General features: G+C 66.6%; 16 protein-coding genes. 15 read left to right on the top strand and 1 reads right to left on the bottom strand.

The features are described from left to right. The first annotated feature begins 52 nt into the window (after positions 1 to 52). The gene (locus ABZO33_RS08275; protein WP_414535637.1) at positions 53 to 2,287 is read left to right on the top strand and encodes a TonB-dependent receptor; all 2,235 of its coding nucleotides are present in this window, start codon (positions 53 to 55) and stop codon (positions 2,285 to 2,287) included. A gap of 2 nt (positions 2,288 to 2,289) precedes the next feature. Here ABZO33_RS08275 and ABZO33_RS08270 read toward each other — a convergent pair whose 3' ends face one another. Then, positions 2,290 to 3,999: a sulfatase-like hydrolase/transferase gene (locus tag ABZO33_RS08270; protein ID WP_414535636.1), complete on the bottom strand. Its 1,710-nt coding sequence runs from the start codon at positions 3,997 to 3,999 to the stop codon at positions 2,290 to 2,292. Positions 4,000 to 4,383: 384 nt separating this feature from the next. Here ABZO33_RS08270 and ABZO33_RS08265 point away from each other — a divergent pair, with 384 nt between their 5' ends. The 14 genes from ABZO33_RS08265 to ABZO33_RS08200 are packed head-to-tail and all read left to right on the top strand — an operon-like array spanning position 4,384 to position 20,417. After that, the gene (locus ABZO33_RS08265) at positions 4,384 to 5,733 is read left to right on the top strand and encodes a UDP-glucose dehydrogenase family protein (RefSeq protein WP_414535635.1); all 1,350 of its coding nucleotides are present in this window, start codon (positions 4,384 to 4,386) and stop codon (positions 5,731 to 5,733) included. Then, entirely contained in the window at positions 5,730 to 6,794 is a 1,065-nt protein-coding gene (locus ABZO33_RS08260; RefSeq protein ID WP_414535634.1) for an NAD-dependent epimerase, read from the top strand. Before ABZO33_RS08265 ends, ABZO33_RS08260 begins: the two co-directional genes overlap by 4 nt. After that, complete coding sequence (locus tag ABZO33_RS08255; protein ID WP_414535633.1) at positions 6,791 to 7,537, top strand: sugar transferase; 747 nt, start codon at positions 6,791 to 6,793, stop codon at positions 7,535 to 7,537. The genes ABZO33_RS08260 and ABZO33_RS08255 overlap by 4 nt, the downstream gene beginning before the upstream one ends. Before the next feature lies 1 nt (position 7,538). Further along, positions 7,539 to 8,186: a CpsD/CapB family tyrosine-protein kinase gene (locus ABZO33_RS08250; RefSeq protein WP_414535632.1), complete on the top strand. Its 648-nt coding sequence runs from the start codon at positions 7,539 to 7,541 to the stop codon at positions 8,184 to 8,186. A 22-nt stretch (positions 8,187 to 8,208) separates the two neighbouring features. Further along, on the top strand, positions 8,209 to 9,228 hold the full coding sequence (locus tag ABZO33_RS08245; protein ID WP_414535631.1) for a polysaccharide biosynthesis/export family protein: 1,020 nt from the start codon (positions 8,209 to 8,211) through the stop codon (positions 9,226 to 9,228). Between the two features lie 14 nt (positions 9,229 to 9,242). Beyond that, positions 9,243 to 10,817, top strand: a complete 1,575-nt coding sequence (locus ABZO33_RS08240; protein WP_414535630.1) for a GumC family protein — start codon at positions 9,243 to 9,245, stop codon at positions 10,815 to 10,817. Beyond that, entirely contained in the window at positions 10,814 to 12,007 is a 1,194-nt protein-coding gene (locus ABZO33_RS08235) for a glycosyltransferase family 4 protein (protein WP_414535629.1), read from the top strand. Before ABZO33_RS08240 ends, ABZO33_RS08235 begins: the two co-directional genes overlap by 4 nt. Beyond that, complete coding sequence (locus ABZO33_RS08230) at positions 12,004 to 13,374, top strand: O-antigen ligase family protein (RefSeq protein WP_414535628.1); 1,371 nt, start codon at positions 12,004 to 12,006, stop codon at positions 13,372 to 13,374. Before ABZO33_RS08235 ends, ABZO33_RS08230 begins: the two co-directional genes overlap by 4 nt. After that, positions 13,371 to 14,336, top strand: a complete 966-nt coding sequence (locus tag ABZO33_RS08225) for a glycosyltransferase (protein WP_414535627.1) — start codon at positions 13,371 to 13,373, stop codon at positions 14,334 to 14,336. The genes ABZO33_RS08230 and ABZO33_RS08225 overlap by 4 nt, the downstream gene beginning before the upstream one ends. Next, positions 14,329 to 15,465: a glycosyltransferase gene (locus ABZO33_RS08220; RefSeq protein WP_414535626.1), complete on the top strand. Its 1,137-nt coding sequence runs from the start codon at positions 14,329 to 14,331 to the stop codon at positions 15,463 to 15,465. Before ABZO33_RS08225 ends, ABZO33_RS08220 begins: the two co-directional genes overlap by 8 nt. Positions 15,466 to 15,474: 9 nt before the next feature. Then, a complete protein-coding gene (locus tag ABZO33_RS08215; protein ID WP_414535625.1) occupies positions 15,475 to 16,482 on the top strand; it encodes a polysaccharide deacetylase family protein in 1,008 nt (335 codons plus the stop codon). Next, positions 16,482 to 17,786 (top strand): oligosaccharide flippase family protein, encoded by a 1,305-nt coding sequence (locus tag ABZO33_RS08210; protein WP_414535624.1) that lies wholly within the window; start codon positions 16,482 to 16,484, stop codon positions 17,784 to 17,786. Before ABZO33_RS08215 ends, ABZO33_RS08210 begins: the two co-directional genes overlap by 1 nt. After that, positions 17,783 to 19,693 (top strand): hypothetical protein, encoded by a 1,911-nt coding sequence (locus ABZO33_RS08205; RefSeq protein ID WP_414535623.1) that lies wholly within the window; start codon positions 17,783 to 17,785, stop codon positions 19,691 to 19,693. The genes ABZO33_RS08210 and ABZO33_RS08205 overlap by 4 nt, the downstream gene beginning before the upstream one ends. A 34-nt stretch (positions 19,694 to 19,727) precedes the next feature. Further along, positions 19,728 to 20,417, top strand: coding sequence for an N-acetyltransferase family protein (locus ABZO33_RS08200; protein ID WP_414535622.1), 690 nt, complete (start codon positions 19,728 to 19,730; stop codon positions 20,415 to 20,417). Positions 20,418 to 20,421 lie beyond the last annotated feature (4 nt).

Genomic DNA, 20,421 nt, shown 5'->3' with positions numbered 1-20,421 from the left:
CGGAATCCCTAGTGAATGCCTTCACTTACTTGCGAATCGAAAGGAATCCAGCATGTCGCAACAGCGTGTCAGCCCGGCGCAGCAGCCGGCTGTGCCCCACTTCGACCTCAATCGCACCTTCGCCGCCGTACACATGGCGTTGCTGCTCGGCCTGGGCGCAGCGTCCATGAGCGTGACTGCGGCGCAGGCCGAGGAAGTGGAAAAGCCCCGCCAAGGCCAACCCACCGGCAGCCTGGAGCTGTCCGAAACCATGGTCGAAGGCAGCCGCGACACCCCCAGTGCATTGCCGCCGGTCTACGCCGGTGGCCAGGTCGCGTCGGGTGGCCGGGTCGGGCTGCTGGGCAACAAGGACTTCATGGAGACGCCGTTCAGCACCATCAGCTACACCGAGAAATACATCGAGGACACCCAGGCCCAGACCATCACCGATGTGATCGCCGCCACCGACCCGTCGGTGTTCAGCAACGGCCTCAAGGGCACCTACAGCGAGAACTACTCGATTCGCGGCTTCAACTCCAACATCAGCGACGTGAGCATTGGCGGCCTGTACGGCATGGCGCCCTACTACCGGATCTCGCCGGAGATGTACGAGCGCATCGAGGTGCTCAAGGGCCCGTCCGCCCTGCTCAACGGCATGCCGCCAGGCGGCTCGGTGGCCGGCAGCATCAACCTGGTGCCCAAGCGCGCGGGCGCCGAACCGCTGACGCGGATCACCGGCACCTACATGTCCGACGCGCAGTTCGGCGGGCACCTGGACGTCGGCCGTCGCTTCGGCGAAGAGCAGCAGTTCGGCGTGCGCTTCAACAGCGTCTACCGCGACGGCGATACCGCCACCGACCACCAACGGATGAAGGCCGAGCTCAACGCCCTGGGCCTGGACTGGCGTGGCGAACGCGCGCGCCTGTCCGCCGACCTTTACGAGAGCGAAGACCGGGTCAGGGGCCAGAACCGCGGTATCGGCCTGGCCGCGGGCGTGCCGGTGCCCAGGCCGCCGAAGTCCGAGACCTTGCTCAACCCGGACTGGGGCTTCGTCCAGACCCGCGACAAGGGCGTGATCGTGCGCGGCGAGTACGACCTCAACGACAACCTCATGGCCTATGCCGCGGCCGGCACCAGCAAGACCGATTACAAGTACAGCGGCACCATGCTCGCGGAGGTGCTCAACACCGCCGGTGACTTCGAGACGCGCATGGGCCAGTTGAAGATCGACCTCGAGAAGACCTCGGGCGAAGCCGGCCTGCGCGGTCATTTCGACACCTTCGGCGTCGGCCACCAATGGTCGCTCAATGCCACGCACTACTCGGACAAGCAGCGCGACTATGGCCGACGCAACGTTCCGGGAGCCGAATGGATCACCAACATCTACCACCCGGTCTGGGGCCCGGAGGCCGCCAGGAGCTACCCCGCCATCGCCCACACTGAATCACGCCTGAGCAGCTACGGCCTGGCCGACACCCTGTCGTTCCTCGACGAACGCGTGCAGCTGACCCTGGGCGTGCGCCGCCAGCAGGTGCTGACCGACAGCTTCAACGTCGACACCGGCGCGCAAACCAGTCGCTACAACGAAAGCGCCACCACCCCGGCCGCAGCGGTGCTGATCAAGGTCACCGACGAAGTGTCGCTGTACGCCAACTACATCGAAGGCCTGAGCAAAGGTGCCGTCGCCCCGCTTACCGCGCCCAACGCCGGCCAAGTGTTCGCCCCGTACAAGTCCAAGCAGAAGGAGGTCGGTATCAAGCTCGACCTCGGCGACTTCGCCCACACCCTGAGCCTGTACCAGATCGAACGCCCGAGCAGCTTCACCAACCCGGTAACCAAAGTGTTCTCCTTCGGCGGCGAGCAACGTAACCGCGGGCTCGAGTGGAGCTTCTTTGGCACACCGGTGGCCGATGTGCGCCTGATGGGCGGCGTGGCCCGTCTCGACCCGAAGGTGACCAAGGCCGAGAACCCCGCCGAGGAAGGCAAGACTGCCACCGGCCAGCCAAAACTGCAGGGCAAGCTGGGCGTGGAATGGGATACCCCGGTACTCGAAGGCCTGACCCTGACCGCCAACGCCACGGCCGTGTCGAAGCAGTACATCAGCGACGACAACAGCCAGTCGATTCCCGGCTACACCATCTACGACGTCGGTGCCCGCTACCGGCTGCAGGTGGCCGACCACCCGGTGACCTTGCGTGGCACGGTGGAGAACGTGACCAACAAGGCCTACTGGGGCATGCCGCTGCTCACCAGCCTGGGGCTGGGTGCGCCGCGCACCGTGCAGGTATCCGCCAGCATCGACTTCTGACCCTAGTCAGCCTTGCCTACCGGCATCGGTTGCCCCGCCAGGACACTGGCGGGGGTGACCACCTGGCCCAGGTCGATGTGACGGAAATCCGGCTTGGCCCCCAGGCGCGCATTGAAACGCACGTTGAAGGTGAACGGATCGTCCGTCGGCATGTCCAGCGACCGCCCGTAGAGCGTACTGACCGCCTTGTCGTCGTAGCCCATCAGCTTGAGCATTGTGGGGAACAGGTTGTAGTGGCTGGAGGCGTTACGGTTCACCGCCAGGTTGCCTTCCCAGTCCAGTGTCCTGAGGCCCTGCCCCTGGATCACCACCAGCGGTACCAGGCCCTCCTCCGGCACCGGGTCGCTGTCGCAATGGGTATTCAGCCCAGGGTTGCCGCGCTCATGCAGGTCCTGGCCATGATCGGAGGTGTACAGCACCACGGCCTGGCTGAGGTCGGCCTCGGCGAACAGGCGGCGGAAGAACTCGCCGACGCTCCACAGCACGGTGTTCTGGTAGGCATTGCGATACAGCACCCAGTCTTGCGGGCGGCCATCGAAACCGTCGCGGGTGCCGGTGTCGGCGATATCGACGTAGCGGCCCCGTGGCAAGGCCGGCTGGTACTTGAGGAAGTCGTCCGGGTACTTGTCATGCACCGGGAAGTGCGCGCCGACCTTGTTCACCACGATCAGCTGCGGCTTGCCATCCTTGAGTAGCGCCACCAACCGATCGAGTGCAGCCATGTCGCGCTGCACCACGGGGGTGTCGTCGAACTGGATGAACTGGTCGATATCGCGCTTCTCGGCCTCGGTCATCAGGTTCTGCAGGTTGCCGCCGGTGCGCTGGCCGTCGATGTAGACCGTCTCCAGGCCCGCGCGCTTGGCGTACTGCCAGATCGACGGCTGGGTCGAGTTGATGCGCAGGTAGTCGGCGCGGGTGCCGCCATAGCGCAGGGTGACATTGGTGTCGGCACTGCAGTTGGCAATGGATGCGGCGTAGCCAAAATTGACGATCTGCACGCCGGGCTGGGCCTGGGCCAGATGGCTGGTGACCCCGGCCGGGGTGTTCAGGTCCAGGTAGTTGCCCGAGATGCTCTCGTCGATCAACAGCACAATGTCCCGTGCCATCGCCGGGCCTGACTGCGCAAGGGTCACGGGCTGACGTGGCCCGACATGGTCGTGCAAGGTCTCGTAGGTGAACAGGCTCAAGTAGGCCAGTGGCGTGTACATCACCGGCAGCCCGCGGGCGCCCTCGCCGGCCCGCACGAACAGGATGGCGACCAGCACCAGCAACCCCAGCAGCGGTGCCAACGGCGGTAGCAGGCGCGGCAACTTTGGCGTCGGCCCCGGACGCAGGCCAATGCCCAGCAGCAACAGCAGCGCCCGTGCCGCAGCGAGCGTTATGGCGTAGTGATATTGCTGCAGCGCCTCCTGGACGAAACCGCCGGCGTAGACCATGGACACGAAGGCGCTATAGGTCAGGTACGAATCGGTGATGCGGTTATAAGCGTCAAGGAAGATCGCGCTGACCGTGAACATCAGGGCCAGCGCCCAGCGCAGCCACCCCGGGCGCGTGAACGCTGCCAGCACAAGCGCCGCCGCCAATACCGCAAACATGCCCAGATAAAGTATCAGCGGCACGCCAATACCCAAGGCTTCTATGCGCTCACGGTAATAGCCATGAAAGCTGGCCAGATAGACCAGCAGCAGCAAAAGCTTGACCCATCCGCGCATGTTTCGGCCACTCCGGTCATGGAATTCTTCCCAAACCGTAGCAGCTCTGAAACAAACCACAACGCAAAAAAGTCAAATTTCCGACGACATACCGACACCAGAATCTGGCACCTGTCGCAAGTTGTTGTTGATTATCCCTATCGTCTACAACCCGCTTATTCCGCTGCATTGAACCGTTCATCGGCTCGTCGAACGGCCAATTGCCACTAGCTATGCGCGCTAACACACGGATTGGAAACGGGTTGGTGGCAGATGGCCCGTTTGCTTGGCGTCTGTAAATGCGACGAAACATGCCATTGCTTTGACGCAATTCCACCGGGCTGAGCTATACCCAATTCACACCACTGTTTCATCTCCCTTACTCATCCATTCGAGGCACCGCGCATGGACGTGAGCGTTTTTGGCACCGGTTATGTAGGACTGGTACAGGCAGCAGCCCTGGCGGACGTAGGTCACCGGGTACTGTGCGTGGATGTCGATACCCACAAGATCAACCAGTTACGTCAGGGCGTGCCGCCGATCAGCGAGCCGGGCCTGTCGGACTTGCTCGAGGACAACATCAAGGAAGGTCGCCTGCTGTTCAGTACCCAGGCCAGCGATGCCGTCAGCCATGCCGAGCTGATCTTCATCGCCGTCGGCACGCCACCCGACGAGGACGGTTCGGCCGACCTGACCCATGTGCTCAACGTCACCCGGCAGATCGCCGCATTGATGGAAACCGACCACACCCTGATCATCAAGTCCACCGTGCCGGTGGGCACCGCCGACAAGGTCATGGCGCTGGCCCGCGACGAGTTGCAGCGCCTGGGCAAGGGCCAGTTACAGGTACGCGTGGTGTCCAACCCCGAGTTTCTCAAGGAAGGCAGCGCCCTGGCCGACTGCATGCGCCCGGACCGGATCATCGTCGGCACCCTTGACGAAGTCGCCCATGACCAGCTGGCCGAACTGTACGCCCCGTTCTGCCGCAACCACGAAAAACTGATGTTCATGGACAACCGCAGCGCCGAACTGACCAAGTACGCCGCCAACGCCATGCTCGCCACCCGGATCAGCTTCATGAACGAGCTGGCCAACCTCAGCGAACACCTGGGCGCCGACATCGAAGCGGTACGCCGCGGCATCGGCTCCGACCCGCGCATCGGCTACCACTTCATCTACCCCGGTTGCGGCTTCGGCGGTTCGTGCTTCCCCAAGGACATCAAGGCCCTGCTGCACACCGCCGCCCACAGTGGCATGCCGCTGCGCCTGCTACAGAGTGTCAGCGAGGTCAACGACCAGCAGCGGCGCATCCTCTTCGCCAAGCTCAAGCAGCGCCTCGGCGGCCTGGCGGGCAAATCCATCGCCCTCTGGGGCCTGGCTTTCAAGCCCAACACCGACGACATGCGCGAAGCGCCCAGCCGCTACCTGATGGAAGCACTGTGGGCCGAAGGCGCCACGGTGCGCGCCTATGACCCCGAAGCGATGGACGAATGCCGGCGCCTGTACGGCTACCGCGACGACCTGCAACTGTGCGCCACCCGCGACGACACCCTGCAGGACGCCGACGCCCTGGTGATCTGCACCGAGTGGAAGAACTTCCGCGTGGTCGACTTCTCGATGTTGGCCAGCAAGCTGCGCGCGCGGGTGATCGTCGATGGCCGCAACCTGTACAACCCTGAACAGGTGGCGGCCCATGGCCTGCACTACAGCGGTATCGGCCTGCGCCAGGTCAGCCCGCAGGCGGATGCACCATGAAAGTGCTGGTCACCGGCGCGGCCGGTTTCATCGGTGCCCACACCTGCCGCCAGCTGTTGCTCGAAGGGCACCAGGTGGTGGGGCTGGACAACTTCAACGACTACTACGAGCCGGCGCTCAAGCATGCCCGCGTACACTGGGTACGCCAGACAGCGGGGGATTTACCGCTGCATTGCCTGGACCTGGGCGACCGCGACGGCATGGCTCGGCTGTTCGCCAGCGAACGTCCGGAAATAGTCGTGCACCTGGCGGCCCAGGCCGGCGTGCGCTACTCGCTGCAGAACCCGCAGGCCTACCTGGACAGCAACCTGGCCGGTTTCCTCAACGTGCTCGAAGGCTGCCGCCGGCACCCGGTCCAGCACCTGCTGTACGCCTCGTCCAGTTCGGTGTACGGCGCCAATCAGCAAACGCCGTATCGGGTCGAAGACGCCGTGGACCACCCGCTGTCGCTGTATGCCGCCACCAAGAAGGCCAACGAGGCCATGGCCCACAGCTACAGCCACCTGTACGGCATTCCCTGCAGCGGCCTGCGCTTCTTTACCGTGTACGGCCCGTGGGGCCGCCCGGACATGTCGCCGATGCAGTTCGCCAGGGCAATCAGCGAAGGGCGGCCGATCCAGCTGTTCAACCATGGCCGCCACCAACGCGACTTCACCTATATCGACGACATCGTCGAGAGCCTGGTACGGCTGATCCCCCTGCCTCCGGTCGCCAACCCGCAGTGGGATGCGCTGGCTGCTGACCCGGCCAGCAGCCATGCGCCGTGGCGGCTGTACAACATCGGCGGGCAGCGTCCGGTGGAGCTGCTCGACTACCTGGCGCTGCTGGAGAAACACCTGCAGCGCAACGCGGTGATCGAACTGCTGCCGCTGCAACCAGGCGATGTCCTGGCCACCTGCGCCGATGCCAGCGCCCTGGCCAGGGTCACCGGATTCACCCCACAGATAGGCCTCGATGAGGGGCTCAGGCGCTTCGTCGCCTGGTTCAAGAGCTACTACTCGCCCGCCGCCAGCGAAGCGGCGCCCACGGGTGAGCAGCCAGATCAACGGAGGGCGGTATGACAGGACAACCCAAGAGCGCGCAACTGCAGGCGCTGTACCAGGACAAACGCATGGACCCGGCGCACCGGCAGCGCATCGATGCCGCCATCCACATGCAGGGCCGCGGCTGGATCACCGGCCGCGTCGGTGGTCGCCCCTGGACCCTTTCGCGCACCAACCGCGTGCTGTCGTGCCTGGCCGCGCTGACCCTGCTGCTGCTGCTGTCGCCGCTGTTCCTGGTGCTGGCGCTGTTGATCAAGCAGTCCAGTTCGGGCCCGGTGTTCTTCGTGCAGAAACGCACCGGCTACCGCGGCCGCGCCTTCGGCATGTTCAAGTTCCGCACCATGGTGGCCAACGCCGAGGCGTTGAAGGATTCGGTGCGCCACCTGAACAAGCATGGCGCCGACGCCATCGACTTCAAGATCGACAAGGATCCGCGCATCACCTCGGTCGGCGGCTGGTTGCGCAGAAGCAGCCTGGACGAGCTGCCCAACCTGATCAACGTGGTCACCGGCGACATGCGCCTGGTCGGCCCGCGCCCCACTTCGTTTAACGCCTACCGCTACCACGACAACCACCTGGCGCGGCTGTCGATCTACCCGGGCATGACCGGCCTGTGGCAGATCTCCGGGCGCAGCAACATCGATTTCGACCAACGTGTGGAGCTGGACCTGAGTTACATCAACGAACAGAGCCTGATGCTGGACCTGAAGATCCTGCTCAAGACCCCGTTCAAAGTCTTCACTGGCCACGGAGCAAGCTGAGATGGACGGTTCATCCTCGAGAAGCCTGACGATCGCTACCCCAAGCGAGACCAACCTGACCGCCACCGTGCTCGACCTCGACCAGCGCACCCTGCTGCTGACCGCGGCCAACACCGGCAGCGGCACCAGCACCAGCGCCCTGGCCTTCGCCAGCCAACTGGCCCTCATGAGTGCCGGCAACGTGCTGCTGATCGATGCCAGCCTGACACCTGGCGGCCTCAGCCAGCAACTGGGCCTGGCCAAGCTGCGCGGCTACAGCGACCTGCTGTTCAACCAGGACACCCCGCCATTGGCCCAGGACTGCATCGTGCGCCTGTCCGACCAGCCGTTCGACGTGCTGCCGGTGGGCACCTGGAAACGCGGCCGCGACCGCCTCGACCCCGAGCAGTTGCGCGTGCTGCTGCACCAGTTGAGCAACCAGTACCGTTTCGTGGTGATCGATGGCGAAGCCATCTACGCCAGCGCCGACAGCCTGGTGATCGGCACCCTGGTCGACGGCGTGATCCTGGTGGTGTGCGCCGAGGAGACCCGCTGGGAAGTCGCCCAGGCCGCCAGCCAGCGCCTGACCCAGGCCGGCGCGCGCCTGATCGGCAGCGTGTTCAACAAGCGCAAGTACTACATGCCCAAGTGGCTGTACGAAAATCTCTGAGAGGCCGCACAGGATGAACGCCATGAGATATCCCTCGATTGCCCTGTGCGTACTGGCCCTGGCCGGCTGCGCCAGCCAGGAAAACCGCGAGATGCCGGTGCAGATACTCACCGCGCCCCCCGCCGAAAGCCAGGCCACCGAAGTCGCCCGCCGCGAGCAGGTGCTGCGCCCGCAGGACGTACTGGAAGTGATCTTCCACGTCAGCAACCGTTCGGCCGGGGCCTACCGCATCCAGTCCGGTGACACCCTGGACCTGAACTTCATGGCCGCCAGCGGACTGAACGGCAACCAGCTGGTGCAGCCCGACGGCACCATCACCCTGCCCAGCACCAACGCCGCGGTGCGCGTCGAGGGCATGACCCCGGGCGAAGCCGAGAGCGCCATCCGCCAGGCCTACCAGGACAAGCGGGTGTTCAAGCCCAACCGTGACCAGGTCACCGTGCGGGTGATGAGCCCGATGACCGACGAGGTCAACCTGAAGAACGCCCTCAGCCACCCCGGTACCGGCATGAGCCGCGACATCACCGTGGGCAATGACGGCCGCGCCACCTTCCCGGAAATCGGCTCGGTGCCGCTGCAGGGCATGACCGTCAACCAGCTGCGTGACTACCTCAACGAACGCTACGCCAGCTTGCCGGGCCGCATGAGCGTGGACGTGCTGCTCAAGTCCACCGCCGCCAACGAGATCTACGTGCTCGGCGAAGTCGGCCAGCCCGGCGCCTTCCAGATCCGCCGCCCCATCTCCGTGCTCGAGGCGCTGACCCTGGCTCGCGGCCCGACCCTCAAGGCCAAGCTCGGCTCGGTGGTGATCATGCGTCGCGAGGGCAACACCGTGCACGCGGTCAACTACGACGTCGACCAGGCGCTCTCCGGCGGCAGCCAGAAACTCGCCTACCTGCAGCCCGAAGACATGCTCTACGTGCCCAAGACCAAGCTCGCCAGCGCCGCCGAGCTGTCCCGGCAACTGGCCGACGTGGTGCTGTTCCAGGGCTTCGGCTTCAGCTTCAGCTACCGCGTCGACAACAAAGAAAGCGACGACTGACCGGGGGACGGACCATGATCACGCAACCGAAAGAAAACTATGTGCATGAGTTCTTCCGCATCTTTTTCGCCAACCGCCAGTTGGTGAAACGGGTGTTCCTGGTGTTCGCGGTGATCGCCGTGCTGTTGCCGCTGGTGCTCAAGCAGAGCTACGACATCACCGCCGAAGTCATCGTGCAGTCCAAGAAACTCTCGCAGAGCGACACCACTTCGGCGCTCAGCCAGCAGGCCGACCAGTTCATCCCGCCGTCGCTGGCCGACATGGAGACCGAGAGCAACATCCTGCGCTCGCCCACCCTGATTCGCCAGACCATCGGCGAGCTGCGCAAGGAGGGCCACTATCCGGATGAGCCCGGCCTGCTGCGGCGCACCGTGCTCGACCCGCTGCGTCACGCGGTGATCGAGCCCCTGCACCGGCTGTTCGGCAACAGCGTGGCGGACGATCGCGACACCCAGCTCGACACCCTCACCGACCAGGCGGTCAAGGACCTCAAGGTCGAGACCCTGCCCGGCTCCAACGTGATCTCCATCACCTACAGCGCCAATGACGCGAAGCTGGGCACGCTGTTCGTCAGCCGCCTGCTGGAAAACTTCCTGGCCAACCGCCAGGACCTGCAGTCCAACGAACTGCCCGAGGCCTTCTACGAGCAGAAGAAGCTGCACTACCAGGCCCGCCTGGGCGACCTGGAAAGCCAGCGCCTGGGCCTGCTGACCGCCATCGGCTCGTCGGATCCCAAGGAGGAGATCACCTTCCGCCTCAACGCCATCAACACCGAAGAGCAGGCACTCAATCTGCAACGTGACCGCCAATTGCAGAACCAGAAGTGGCTGGACTACCTGCAAAGCAGCCTGGCCGCGGCCAACAAGGCGAAGATGGCCGACTACGCCTTCCCCTACACCTTCACCACCACGGTCGACAACGTCGCCTTCGAGGACCGCGAGATCAAGCAGCTCGGCGAGCAGCTGACCACCCAGCTGGCCCGCTACAACGGTGACGCCACGGTGTTCCAGCCAGGCTCCGACCAGATGGTGATGGCCCGGCAGCAGATCGCCCAGTTGCGCGCGCAGTTCCTCAAGATCGTCGAGAACCGCATCCGTGAACGCCAGCAGGACCTGGCCGTGACCCAGCAGGTGATCGAGCAGAAGACCCAGCGCATCGCCGACTACAGCAAGCGCATCCTCCAGCTGCGCGAGACCCAGAGCAAGACCCGCCAGCTGGACACCGAGATCGATGCCCTGCACAAGGCCTTCTCCACCTACGCCCAGCGCTACGAGGAAAGCCGTGTCCAGGGCCTGCTCGATGGCAGCCAGTCCAACGCGCGCATCCTCAGCGCCCCCTACGAGCCCACCGCGGCGAGCTTCCCGAAACCCGGCCTGATCATTCCGTTCGGCCTGGTCACCGGCCTGCTGCTGGCGATTGCCGTGGTCTACGTCAGGGAGTTCTTCGACCACCGCTTCAAGCATCCGGCGCAGATCAGCCACGAGCTGGGCCTGCCGGTGCTGCTGGTGATCAACGACCAGACCCCGGCGCTGCCCAACCCGCACAAGAGCTGGTCGCTGCCACGCCTGTGGCACTGGGTGCGCAATTGAACGCCGCGCTGCACACCGGCCGGCCGATCCTGCACCTGCTCAGCAGCGGCGGGTTCTACGGCGCCGAGCGCATGCTCCTGGACCACTGCCAGGCGACCCCTGGGCGGCATCGGGTGCTGTTTCTCGATGCCCCGGCCGAACTGGTGGCGCGCTTTCGCGAAGCGGGTGTCGAATGCGATACCTGCCGCGGTCTGGGGGCGGTGCTCAAGGTGCTTGGCGCGCAGCGCGGTGAACGTCCAATGGTCAACAGCCATAACTTCAAGGGCCAGCTGTTCGGCTGGATCGGCGCCACCCTGTGGCGCCTGCCGATGGTCAGCACCCAGCATGGCTTTACCCCGCGCAGCCGCAAGCAGCGCTTCTACACCTGGCTGAGCCTGCAGCTGTGCCGCACGCCGACGGTGGACACGGTGGTATGCGTGGCCGAGAGCATCGCCCGCATCCACCGCGATGCCGGCGTGCCTGCGGCCAAGCTACAGGTGATTCCCAATGGGCTGCCCGAGCACACCAAGGATGACCTGCAAGGTGGCGTAGGAGCGGGTTTCGTGGGAGCGGGCTTGCCCCGCGATACGCTGTCAGATTTGACATCGCCGTCGCGGGGCAAGCCCGCTCCCACAGCAGACCCTCGCCACTGCGATAAAGCCCCCTGGCTCGCTGCCTACGTCGGCCGGCTGTCCAGCGAAAAAGGCCCTGACCTGTTCCTCGACACGCTGATCCCGGTGTGTCAGCGCCAACCCCGGGTCCACGCCGTGATGCTTGGCGAAGGCCCTGAGCGCGAGGCCCTGCAACAGCGCATCGACGCTGCCGGGCTGGGCGAGCGCATTACCCTGCCGGGTTTCCAGCGTGACATGCGCGCCTGGATGAAACGCCTGGATGCGCTGGTCATCAGCTCGCGCACCGAAGGCACGCCGATGATCCTGCTCGAAGCCATGCAGGACGGTGTGCCGGTGGTGGCCTTCGGTGTTGGCGGCATCCCCGACGTCATCGAGCACGGCCACAACGGCCTGCTCGCCCGCCCCTTGGCCACGACCGAACTGGGCGAGCATCTCGAAGCGCTGCTGCAAGACCCCGAGCAGGCCGACGAACTGGTTGCCCGGGCCCGCCAGACTCAACGTCAACGCTACCACCTGCCAACCCTGGCACAACGCTGGGCCCAAGTGTATCGGGGCACGGCCGAGGAGGTTGTCGCATGATCATTCCCCTGTCGCTGATCGCCCTGGTGGCCTTGCTGAGCCTGGGTCTGCTGGCCAGCCCCTACCCGTTCCTGGCACCCGGCGGCGTGATCGGTCTGGCCGGCGTGCTGGTGCTGTACCGCAAGCCGGCCTGGGGCCTGCTGGCGATCGCCACCCTGGTGCCGCTGGAGGGGCTGCTCAAGGACGGCCTGGTGTCCGGCGCCAAGTTGGTGGGCATCGGCCTGGTGCTGATCCTCAGCCTGCAACTGGCAGTGCGCCAACTCCCCGGCGAGCGCCTGCGCAGCAACCAGTGGCGCCTGCTGCTACCGTTCATGGCCCTGTACCTGCTGAGCCTGTGGGCCAGCGACGACCTGGCCCTGTCGGGCGGACACCTGCGTGAGCTGCTGGTGGGCCTGGTGGTGTTCGTCATCACCCTGCTGGTCGGTCGCGACCTAAACCTGCCGCTGCTGGCGCGGCTGATCACCGTCAGCGTGTGCGTGACCTGTCTGTTCGCGATCTTCTCCACCAAATACCAGGAGCAGGGCCGCGCCTCGGCCATGCTCGACCCCAACGCCTTCGCCCTGCTGATCACCATCGCCATGCCGCTGGGGCTGTGGCTGGCGATCAAGGCGCGGCAGATCCCGGTCAAGCTGTTCTGGGCCGGTTGCTGCCTGTTGCTGCTGGTGGGCATGACCAAGACCGAGTCGCGCTCAGGGCTGGTGGTGCTGCTCATCAGCCTGGGCATCGTGCTGCACAACTACCGCGAACAGCTGACGCGCATCCGCCCGCGCCACCTGGGCTTCGCCATGCTCGGCCTGGCCATTGTCCTGCCCCTGGGCATCGCCTTGATGCCCGCTGGCTACGCCGACCGCATCCAGTCGCTGATGCTGCTCAAGTCCGGAGTCAACGCGCACCAGGACGAATCGCTGGGGCGGCGCGCTTCCTACCTGGTGGTGGGCAAGGAGATGATCAGCCACAGCCCGCTGCTCGGCACCGGGCCCGGCACCTTCCCGCTGCATTACGCCGACACCGGTTTCTCCAAGGCCTTCGCCCCGGTCAACAGCAAGACCACCGACCTCTACCGCCGCGCCCACAACACCTACCTGGAGCTGTTCAGCGAAGTCGGCCTGCCGGCGGGCCTGCTGTTCGTCGGCATGATCGTGCTGGCCCTGCGCAATTTCTGGCAGGCGCGCGCCGCCTTCCGCGCGGCCGGCGACCCGGACCGCGCCGACCTGATGACCCACCTGACCATGAGCATGCTCGCCATCGGCCTGTTCCTGATGTTCCTCAGCGCCCCGAGCCACAAGTACCTGTGGCTGATGCTGGCGCTGTCCAGCGTGCTGCTCGGCCAGGCACGTGAGCAGCAGCCCGTGGAGGTGGCCCGATGAGCCGGGTGAGTATCGTCATCCCGATGTTCAACGAAGCGCGCCATATCGGCCGCACCCTCGACGCCGCCCGGCGCTCGGCCAGCGCGGCGGGGCTGGCCTGCGAGCTGATCGTGGTGGACAACGGCTCCAGCGACGACGGCCCGGCGATCGCCCGCGCCCACGGCGCCCAGGTGCTGAGCGTGCCGGGCGTGGCCATCGGCGCCCTGCGCAATGCCGGCGTCAACGCCAGCCAAGGCGACTGGCTGGCCTTCCTCGATGCCGACATCGAGGTCCCGGAACACTGGCTGGACCTGCTGCTGGACCTGCAACGCCGTGGCGAAGGCGATGTCTTCGCCCTGGACTGCGACACCCCGCGCCACGCGCCGTGGTTCGCCCAGGCCTGGCAACGGCGCACCCTGCGCACCGGCCAGACGGTGCAGGATTGCACCTGGCTGCCCACCCCCAACCTGTTGATGCGGCGCAGTTGGTTCGAGCAGGTCGGCGGCTTCGACGAGCGCCTGCGCACCGGTGAGGACAAGGACTTCACCCTGCGCCTGCATGAAGCCGGTGCGCGCCTTCGCGTGCTGCGCGAACCTGCGGTGCTGCACTGGGGCTATGAAGCCAACTGGCGCGAATGGCTGGGCAAGGAGATGTGGCGCCAGGGCAGCCACCTGCAGTTGCTGCGCAGCCATGGCGTGAGCCTGCGCCTGCTGCGCTTCCCGATGCTCTCGGTGGGCGCCTGGGTGCTGGACGCCATGGCCCTGTCGGCGTTGCTCGACGGCTTCCCGCATGTCGCCCTGTTCTTCCTGGTGGTCAGCGCCCTGCCCGCGCTGCTCCTGAGCCTGCGCCAGAGCCGCAGGCACCGCGACCCGCTGCTCACCCTGCAGCTCTGGGGCCTGCACTGGCTGCGCCTGCACCTGGCCGGCGCGGCGTTCATCCTCAGCCTGTTCAACCGCACCGCAAGGAGGCCCGCCCGTGGCTGAGTTCATTTTCTGGCTATGCCTGTTGCTGCCGTTATATGCCTGGGTCGGCTATCCCCTGCTGCTGACCCTGGCCGCACCGTTCTTTGCCCGTCGCACGCATTCGCCCTTGCCACCGCAGCGGGTGAGCGTGGTGATCGCCGCGCACAATGAAGAGCGGCATATCGAAGCCAAGCTTGCCAGCGTGCTCGGCCAGGACTACGCAGCCGCCGAGCTGCAGGTAGTGGTGGCCAGCGACGGCTCCAGCGACCGTACCGTGGCCCTGGCCCGCGCCCTGGGCGACCCACGGGTGCAGGTGCTGGACCTGCCACGCCTGGGCAAGGCCGGGGCGTTGAACAGTGCCGTGCAAGTGTGCACCGGCGACCTGCTGGTGTTCACCGACGCCGACAACCAGTGGTCGACCGACACCCTCGGCCTGCTGCTGGCGCCCTTCGCCGAGGCGCAGGTCGGCGGCACTGCCGGGCACATGATCATTCCCGATCCGGGCAAGGGCCTGAGCATCGGCGACAGCCTGTACCGCCACTACGAAGCCTGGGTGCGCAAGGTGGAGAACCGCACCGGCTGCATGGTCTCGGCCGACGGCGCCCTGCTGGCCCTGCGCCGGCCGCTGTACCAGCCGATCCCGAAACAGGTCAACGACGACTTTTTCATCAGCACCTGCGCGCCGGCCGCGGGCCTGCGCATCGTCTATGTGCCCGAGGCGGTGGTGCTTGACCAGGGCGTGGACGAGGCCGACAAGCAGTTCCGCCGCCGCCAACGCGTCACCGTCGGTGGCCTGCTGAGCCTGGCCGCCCGCCGCGAGCTGCTCAACCCGGCGCGCCACGGCCTGTACGCCATCGCCCTGATCAGCCACAAGCTGATCCGCCGTCTGGCCCCGGTACTGCTGCTGCCGCTGCTGCTGGCCAACCTGTGGCTGGCCGCCGAGCCCGGTTTCTACCGCCTGACCCTGGCCCTGCAACTGCTCGGCTACGCCGCCGCCATCGCCGGCCTGCTCGACGCCCGTCGGCGCTTGCCCCGCCCGTTCCGCCTGGCCGCCTTCGTGCTGGTCACCCTCGCCGGCATGAGCGTGGGCCTGTGGCAATTCCTGCGCGGGCACAGCTACAGCCAATGGAACCCCGACCAGAATCGATGAGCGACGGACATGCCGATCAAGACCCATATCAAGCAGGCCAGCGGCTGGTTCTATTTCAACTCGCCACGCGGACGCGCCGAGCTGCGTGGCGCCGGGGTGATCCTCATGCTGCACCGGGTGCTGGCCGATGACGCCAGCGCCGCGTTGCCCCACCGCAACGAACTGTGCGTCGGCCCACGGGCCTTCGAGGGCTTGCTGCGCTGGCTGCCCCGGCATTTCGATTGCGTCAGCCTCATGGACCTGCTGCAGAGCCACGAGGAACCTCGCGGCGACAGCCGCCCCAAGGTGGCGCTGACCTTCGACGACGGCTGGCGCGACAACGCCGTCAACGCCTTCCCCCTGCTGCAGCGCCACCAGGTGCCGGCAAGCATCTTCCTGTCCACCGACTACATCGGCAGCCGCCAGCGCTTCTGGTGGGAAAGCGTCGGCGAGACCTTATGGGGCAGCCATGGCGAAGAGGCCCGGCGGCAGCTGATCGAACGCCTGCGCAAACTCGGCCGACCTCTGCCTGCGGCCTACTTCATGCACGACCACAGCAAGGCCCGCAGCCTGGTGCTGGCGCGCTACCTGCAGACCCTCAAGAGCCTCAGCCCCCAGGCCCTGCACGTACTGACCGACGCCTGCCCGCCGGAATCGCTGCCCCAGGCCATGGACTGGCAGCAGGTGCGCGCCCTGGAGGACTCCGGCCTGGTGCGCTTCGGCCCGCACGGCGCCAGCCATGCCCTGTTGCCCTACCTGGACGACCATCGCCTCAAAGAGGAACTGACCCGCAGCCATGCGGCACTCAACGAAGGCTGCCGCGCACCGCTGCCGGTGTACTGCTACCCCAACGGCGACCATGACGAGCGCGTGCGTGCCCAGGTCGCCGCGCATCGCTACCCCTACGCCCTGAGCACCCGCCCGGGCATCTGCCAGGGCCATGACGACCCGCTGGCCCTGCCGCGCATCGGCGTCAGCCAGCGCAATGCCAGCCGGCCCTCGCTGCTGGCCTGGCGCATCAGTCGCGGAGACCGCTGATGAACCGCAACAGCTACCTGCGCCACCTGGCGCTGAGCATGGGCACCAAGCTGGCGATGATCGCCCTGCGCCTGCTGCGCAACGTGCTCCTGGCGCGCATCCTCGGGCCTAGCGAGCGCGGTCTGTTCGCCTTGCTCAGCACCCTGCCCGACCTGATCAGCGCCGCCACCAGCGGCGGCCTCAACAGCGCGGTCGGCTATCAGGCGGCCAAGCAGCGCGACATGGGCCTGCTACTGACCCAGGTGCTGGTCTACGGTTGCCTGCTGGCCGGCGTGCTGACCCTGGCCTGCGTGTTCCTGGTGCGCGAGTTCGGCGCCGGGCTTGAGGTCACTGTGCAACTGGGCCTGCTGGCCTGGCTGTTGCTGCTGGCAGTGCCGATGACCGTGCTCAAGAGCGGCCTGCTGACCCTGCACAACGCCAGCGGCGGCGTCGGCGCCTTCAACGCCCTGCGCCTGACCGAGTCGCTGGCGCCGCTGCTGCTGTTCCTCGGGTTGTTCTGGATGTGGCGCGACGAGGCGCTGGAGGCGGCGCTGATCAGTTGGCTGTGCGGCATCGCCCTGGTCCTGGCGCTGGGCCTGTGGTGGCTGCGCCGCCAGCACCCGCTGGCGCTGCGCTGGGACCGTGGCGGCCAGCGTGAGCTGCTCAGCTACAGCGCCAAGAGCCACCCCGACCTGTTGTTCCAGCAGTTGATCCTGCGCTCGGACTACCTGTTCATCGGCGCCCTGCTGGGCAGCACCGCCCTGGGCCACTACGCCATGGCCAGCGCCGCCGCCGAACTGCTGCTGATCGTTCCCGAGGCGGTCACCACGCCGCTGATGAAGCGCCTGCTGCAGCAGGATGCCGGCATGGAACGCATCACCCCCCTGGCCCTGCGCCTGACCGCCACGGTGATGCTCGGCGCCTGCCTGGGCATGGCGCTGATCGGCCACTGGCTGATCGTCACCTTGTTCGGCGCCGAATATGCCCCGGCTTACCCGGCCCTGCTGGCGTTGCTGCCAGGCCTGCTGGGGCTGTGCTACGCCAGCATCCTGCGCCTGGACCTGCTGGGCAAGAACCGCCCCGGCACGGTGTCGCTGATGATGGGCGCCGGTGCTGCGCTGAACCTGGTGCTCAACATCGTGCTCATTCCGGCCTGGGGTATCGTCGGCGCGGCCGCCGCCTCGTCCATCGCCTACCTGGCGGTTACCGTGGCCATGTTGGTGCTGTACTGCCGCCTCAGCGGCGTGCCGCTGGGCCAGACCCTGGTCATCCTGCCCGCCGACCTGGTGCCGCTGCGCCAGATGCTGCAACGGCGGGCAGCATGAAGGCGGCCTTGCTGTGCGGCGCGCTCCTGGCGCAGGGCGCGTTCGCCGCGCCTGTGCAGTGGGGGGATATCCGCGACGGCAGCCTGTACCTGCTCCCCGACCGCGCCGACGAACTGCGTATCCAGTGGCAACCCGCCTGGCAGGCCGATGCCAACGCCGAACGTCTGTACCTGCTGGACGGCAAGGGCCGCCTGGCCGGCGAACGGCACATCGAAGCCGCGCAGGTACGCGGCGAGCAACGCTGGCCGTTGGCGGCGGGCGGCGGAGCCTATCGCCTGGAGGTGCCCGGCTACAGTTTCCGCGACTATCGCGTCCAGCACGGCGACAGCACCCGTGCGCTGTTCGCCCCGGCAAAGGTGCACTTCAGCGCTGAAGTCGGGCCAGGCGTTACCCTGTATTTCCGGGTCAAGGCCGGCGAACAGGCAGTATTGGCCGGCAAGCACCACGGCGGCGTGCATGGCCTGTTCGCCGAACGCCTCAGCGATGGCCGGCGCATCCAGCTGCCGCTAAAACCTTATCGCGCCTACTGGCGTTTCGATCAACAGGCGCTGCCAGCCAGCAGCCGTGACGAAACCTGGCGCCTTGGCCTGCAGGGTAGTGGCAAGGCGGCGTTCTGGCTCGACGGCAGCGCCAACCTGTTCGCCCAGCGCGCCGCAGACCTCGGCGAGTTGCCGCAACTGCCGGGCCAGGTAACCCTGGCCTTGGGTGACAAAGTGCTCGGCCCCACCCCACGGCTGGGCGTCGCCCTGCCCTACGTGCTGCCGCCGGCCTCGAGCTTCGCCGCCCTGGACGCCCTGCGCCCCCAGGCCGCCGGCTTCTACAGTTTCGTCGACGTACTGCAACGCCAGCCGGACTTCGAGAACGCCTGGCGCAAGCTCTATCAGGAGCGCTTCGGCATTGTCCACGACATTACCCTGCTGGCTGGCAGCGCCCGGGTCGCCGACCTCAGGAGCGACCGCACCAGCACCGATGGGCTCGGCGCCTGGCTCGAGGCGACCAAGGCACTCGGCGGCAAAGGCACCCACTACCTGGCCTTCGCCGACGAGCCGAATCTCAACTACCGCGACTACGCCAGCTACCGCGATTTCTTCCAGGCCATGGCCAAACGCGTGCGCGACTACGCCGGCGCCCGCGAGGCCGGCGTGCGCATCGCCATGCCGGCCTCCTCGCGCCTGCTCGGCGGGCCCTTTACCGACGACGGCAAGCAGCGCCGCGGTATCGACTGGGCACGGCGCCTGCTCGCCGAACAGGGCGCGCAGATCGACGCCCTGGCCTGGCACGAATGGATGGTCCGCGACCTGCTGGCCACCCGCAGCTACCGCGACAGCGTGCGCCAGGCCGCCGCGCTGGTGGGCCTGGATGGCCAGGGCCGGCCGCGCAAGGCGCTGCTGCTGGACCAGACCAACCTGTCCAGCGGCTCGAGCCTCAGCCCCTACGACCAGAACACCCACTACGCCGGCCTGTGGTGGACCTCGGTGGTGATCAACGCCGCCGGTGACGGCCTGCTCGACATGCTCAACTGGTTCCACGTCGCCGACGAGCCCGAATGGCCCAAGGGCATGCTGCGCGATGCCGGCGGCCAGCGCTACGAACTCAAGCCGGTTGGCCTGGCCCAGCAGTTCATCCAGCGCCACTGGCTGGACCAGGTGCTGGCCCTGGACAACGATGCCTTCGAGGTCGATGCCCTGGCCATGGCCCGCCAGCACCAGCGCAGCCTGCTGGGGGTGAACAAGGCCGAGCGCCTGCAGCAGGTGGCGCTGACGCTCGGCGGCTGCCCCGCCGGGCACCTTGAACTGTTCGGCCCCGACAACCAGAGCCGCCGCGCCAGCTTCAGTTGCACGGATGGCCAGATCCACTTTCAACTGCCAGGGCAGACCGTATTCGCCCTGACCTGGAGCGCGTCATGAGACGCACCTCGATCAGCCATGCCCAGGAGGCACCATGACTGCATTCACCAAGATCCAGGACCGCATCAAGCGCAAGGGACTGCGTGACACCCTCGGTAGCGCCTTCCGGCACTACGTCTTCTATCATTGGGAACTGTTGTGGATGGAGCGCGACCTGGTCAGCCCGGTGCCACCGCACCGGCTCAAGCCCTATGGCGCCCTGCGCGTCGAGCACATCACCGTGCACAACGTGCGTGCTTTCGCCCGCCACTTCGGCGACCGGGTCGAGACCATGCGCGAGCTGGCCACCGAGGGCCACACCGGGTTGATGTTCCTCGACGACGACAACAACGCCGTGGCATTCATCTGGGGCAGCAGCCGCCATTACCACGACCGTCACTACTACGGTTGCTGGTTCCCGGTCGGGCCGGGGGAGTTCTTCGAGTTCGGCGGCGAGCTGATCCGCAAATACTGGGGTACCGAGCTGTCGGTGGACCTGCAGCTGGAACTGTGGAAGGCCATGGCCGCCCAGGGCTGCACCAAGGTGGTGGACGTGTGCGAGCAGCACAATATTCCGGCGCTCAAGCTGCACCTGCGCATGGGTTATCAGGAACAAGGACGGATCATGAACGTGTACTGCCTGTTCGGCCGCTGGAAGTTCTTCCGCGAAAGCCGCTACACCGCCTCGCGCCTCGAACCGTTGCGCAAGCCGGAAGCTCCGGCCTCTTCGGCCACGGCGGGTTGAGCCC

Origin of the sequence: Pseudomonas sp. CAM1A (assembly GCF_047501685.1) — a bacterium.
In the GTDB taxonomy this organism is placed as follows: domain Bacteria; phylum Pseudomonadota; class Gammaproteobacteria; order Pseudomonadales; family Pseudomonadaceae; genus Aquipseudomonas.
Note: the sequence above shows the minus strand (reverse complement) of the source record. Positions and strands in the feature narration are given on the sequence as shown.

Bases quoted from the DNA above. Each gene is read 5' to 3' on its own strand.
- ABZO33_RS08265 (WP_414535635.1), top strand. From the start codon at position 4,384: ATGGACGTGAGCGTTTTTGGCACCGGTTATGTAGGACTGGTACAGGCA.
- ABZO33_RS08260 (WP_414535634.1), top strand. From the start codon at position 5,730: ATGAAAGTGCTGGTCACCGGCGCGGCCGGTTTCATCGGTGCCCACACC.
- ABZO33_RS08240 (WP_414535630.1), top strand. From the start codon at position 9,243: ATGATCACGCAACCGAAAGAAAACTATGTGCATGAGTTCTTCCGCATC.
- ABZO33_RS08250 (WP_414535632.1), top strand. From the start codon at position 7,539: ATGGACGGTTCATCCTCGAGAAGCCTGACGATCGCTACCCCAAGCGAG.
- ABZO33_RS08275 (WP_414535637.1), top strand. From the start codon at position 53: ATGTCGCAACAGCGTGTCAGCCCGGCGCAGCAGCCGGCTGTGCCCCAC.
- ABZO33_RS08205 (WP_414535623.1), top strand. From the start codon at position 17,783: ATGAAGGCGGCCTTGCTGTGCGGCGCGCTCCTGGCGCAGGGCGCGTTC.
- ABZO33_RS08215 (WP_414535625.1), top strand. From the start codon at position 15,475: ATGCCGATCAAGACCCATATCAAGCAGGCCAGCGGCTGGTTCTATTTC.
- ABZO33_RS08225 (WP_414535627.1), top strand. From the start codon at position 13,371: ATGAGCCGGGTGAGTATCGTCATCCCGATGTTCAACGAAGCGCGCCAT.
- ABZO33_RS08270 (WP_414535636.1), bottom strand. From the start codon at position 3,999: ATGCGCGGATGGGTCAAGCTTTTGCTGCTGCTGGTCTATCTGGCCAGC.
- ABZO33_RS08245 (WP_414535631.1), top strand. From the start codon at position 8,209: ATGAGATATCCCTCGATTGCCCTGTGCGTACTGGCCCTGGCCGGCTGC.
- ABZO33_RS08210 (WP_414535624.1), top strand. From the start codon at position 16,482: ATGAACCGCAACAGCTACCTGCGCCACCTGGCGCTGAGCATGGGCACC.
- ABZO33_RS08230 (WP_414535628.1), top strand. From the start codon at position 12,004: ATGATCATTCCCCTGTCGCTGATCGCCCTGGTGGCCTTGCTGAGCCTG.
- ABZO33_RS08255 (WP_414535633.1), top strand. From the start codon at position 6,791: ATGACAGGACAACCCAAGAGCGCGCAACTGCAGGCGCTGTACCAGGAC.
- ABZO33_RS08200 (WP_414535622.1), top strand. From the start codon at position 19,728: ATGACTGCATTCACCAAGATCCAGGACCGCATCAAGCGCAAGGGACTG.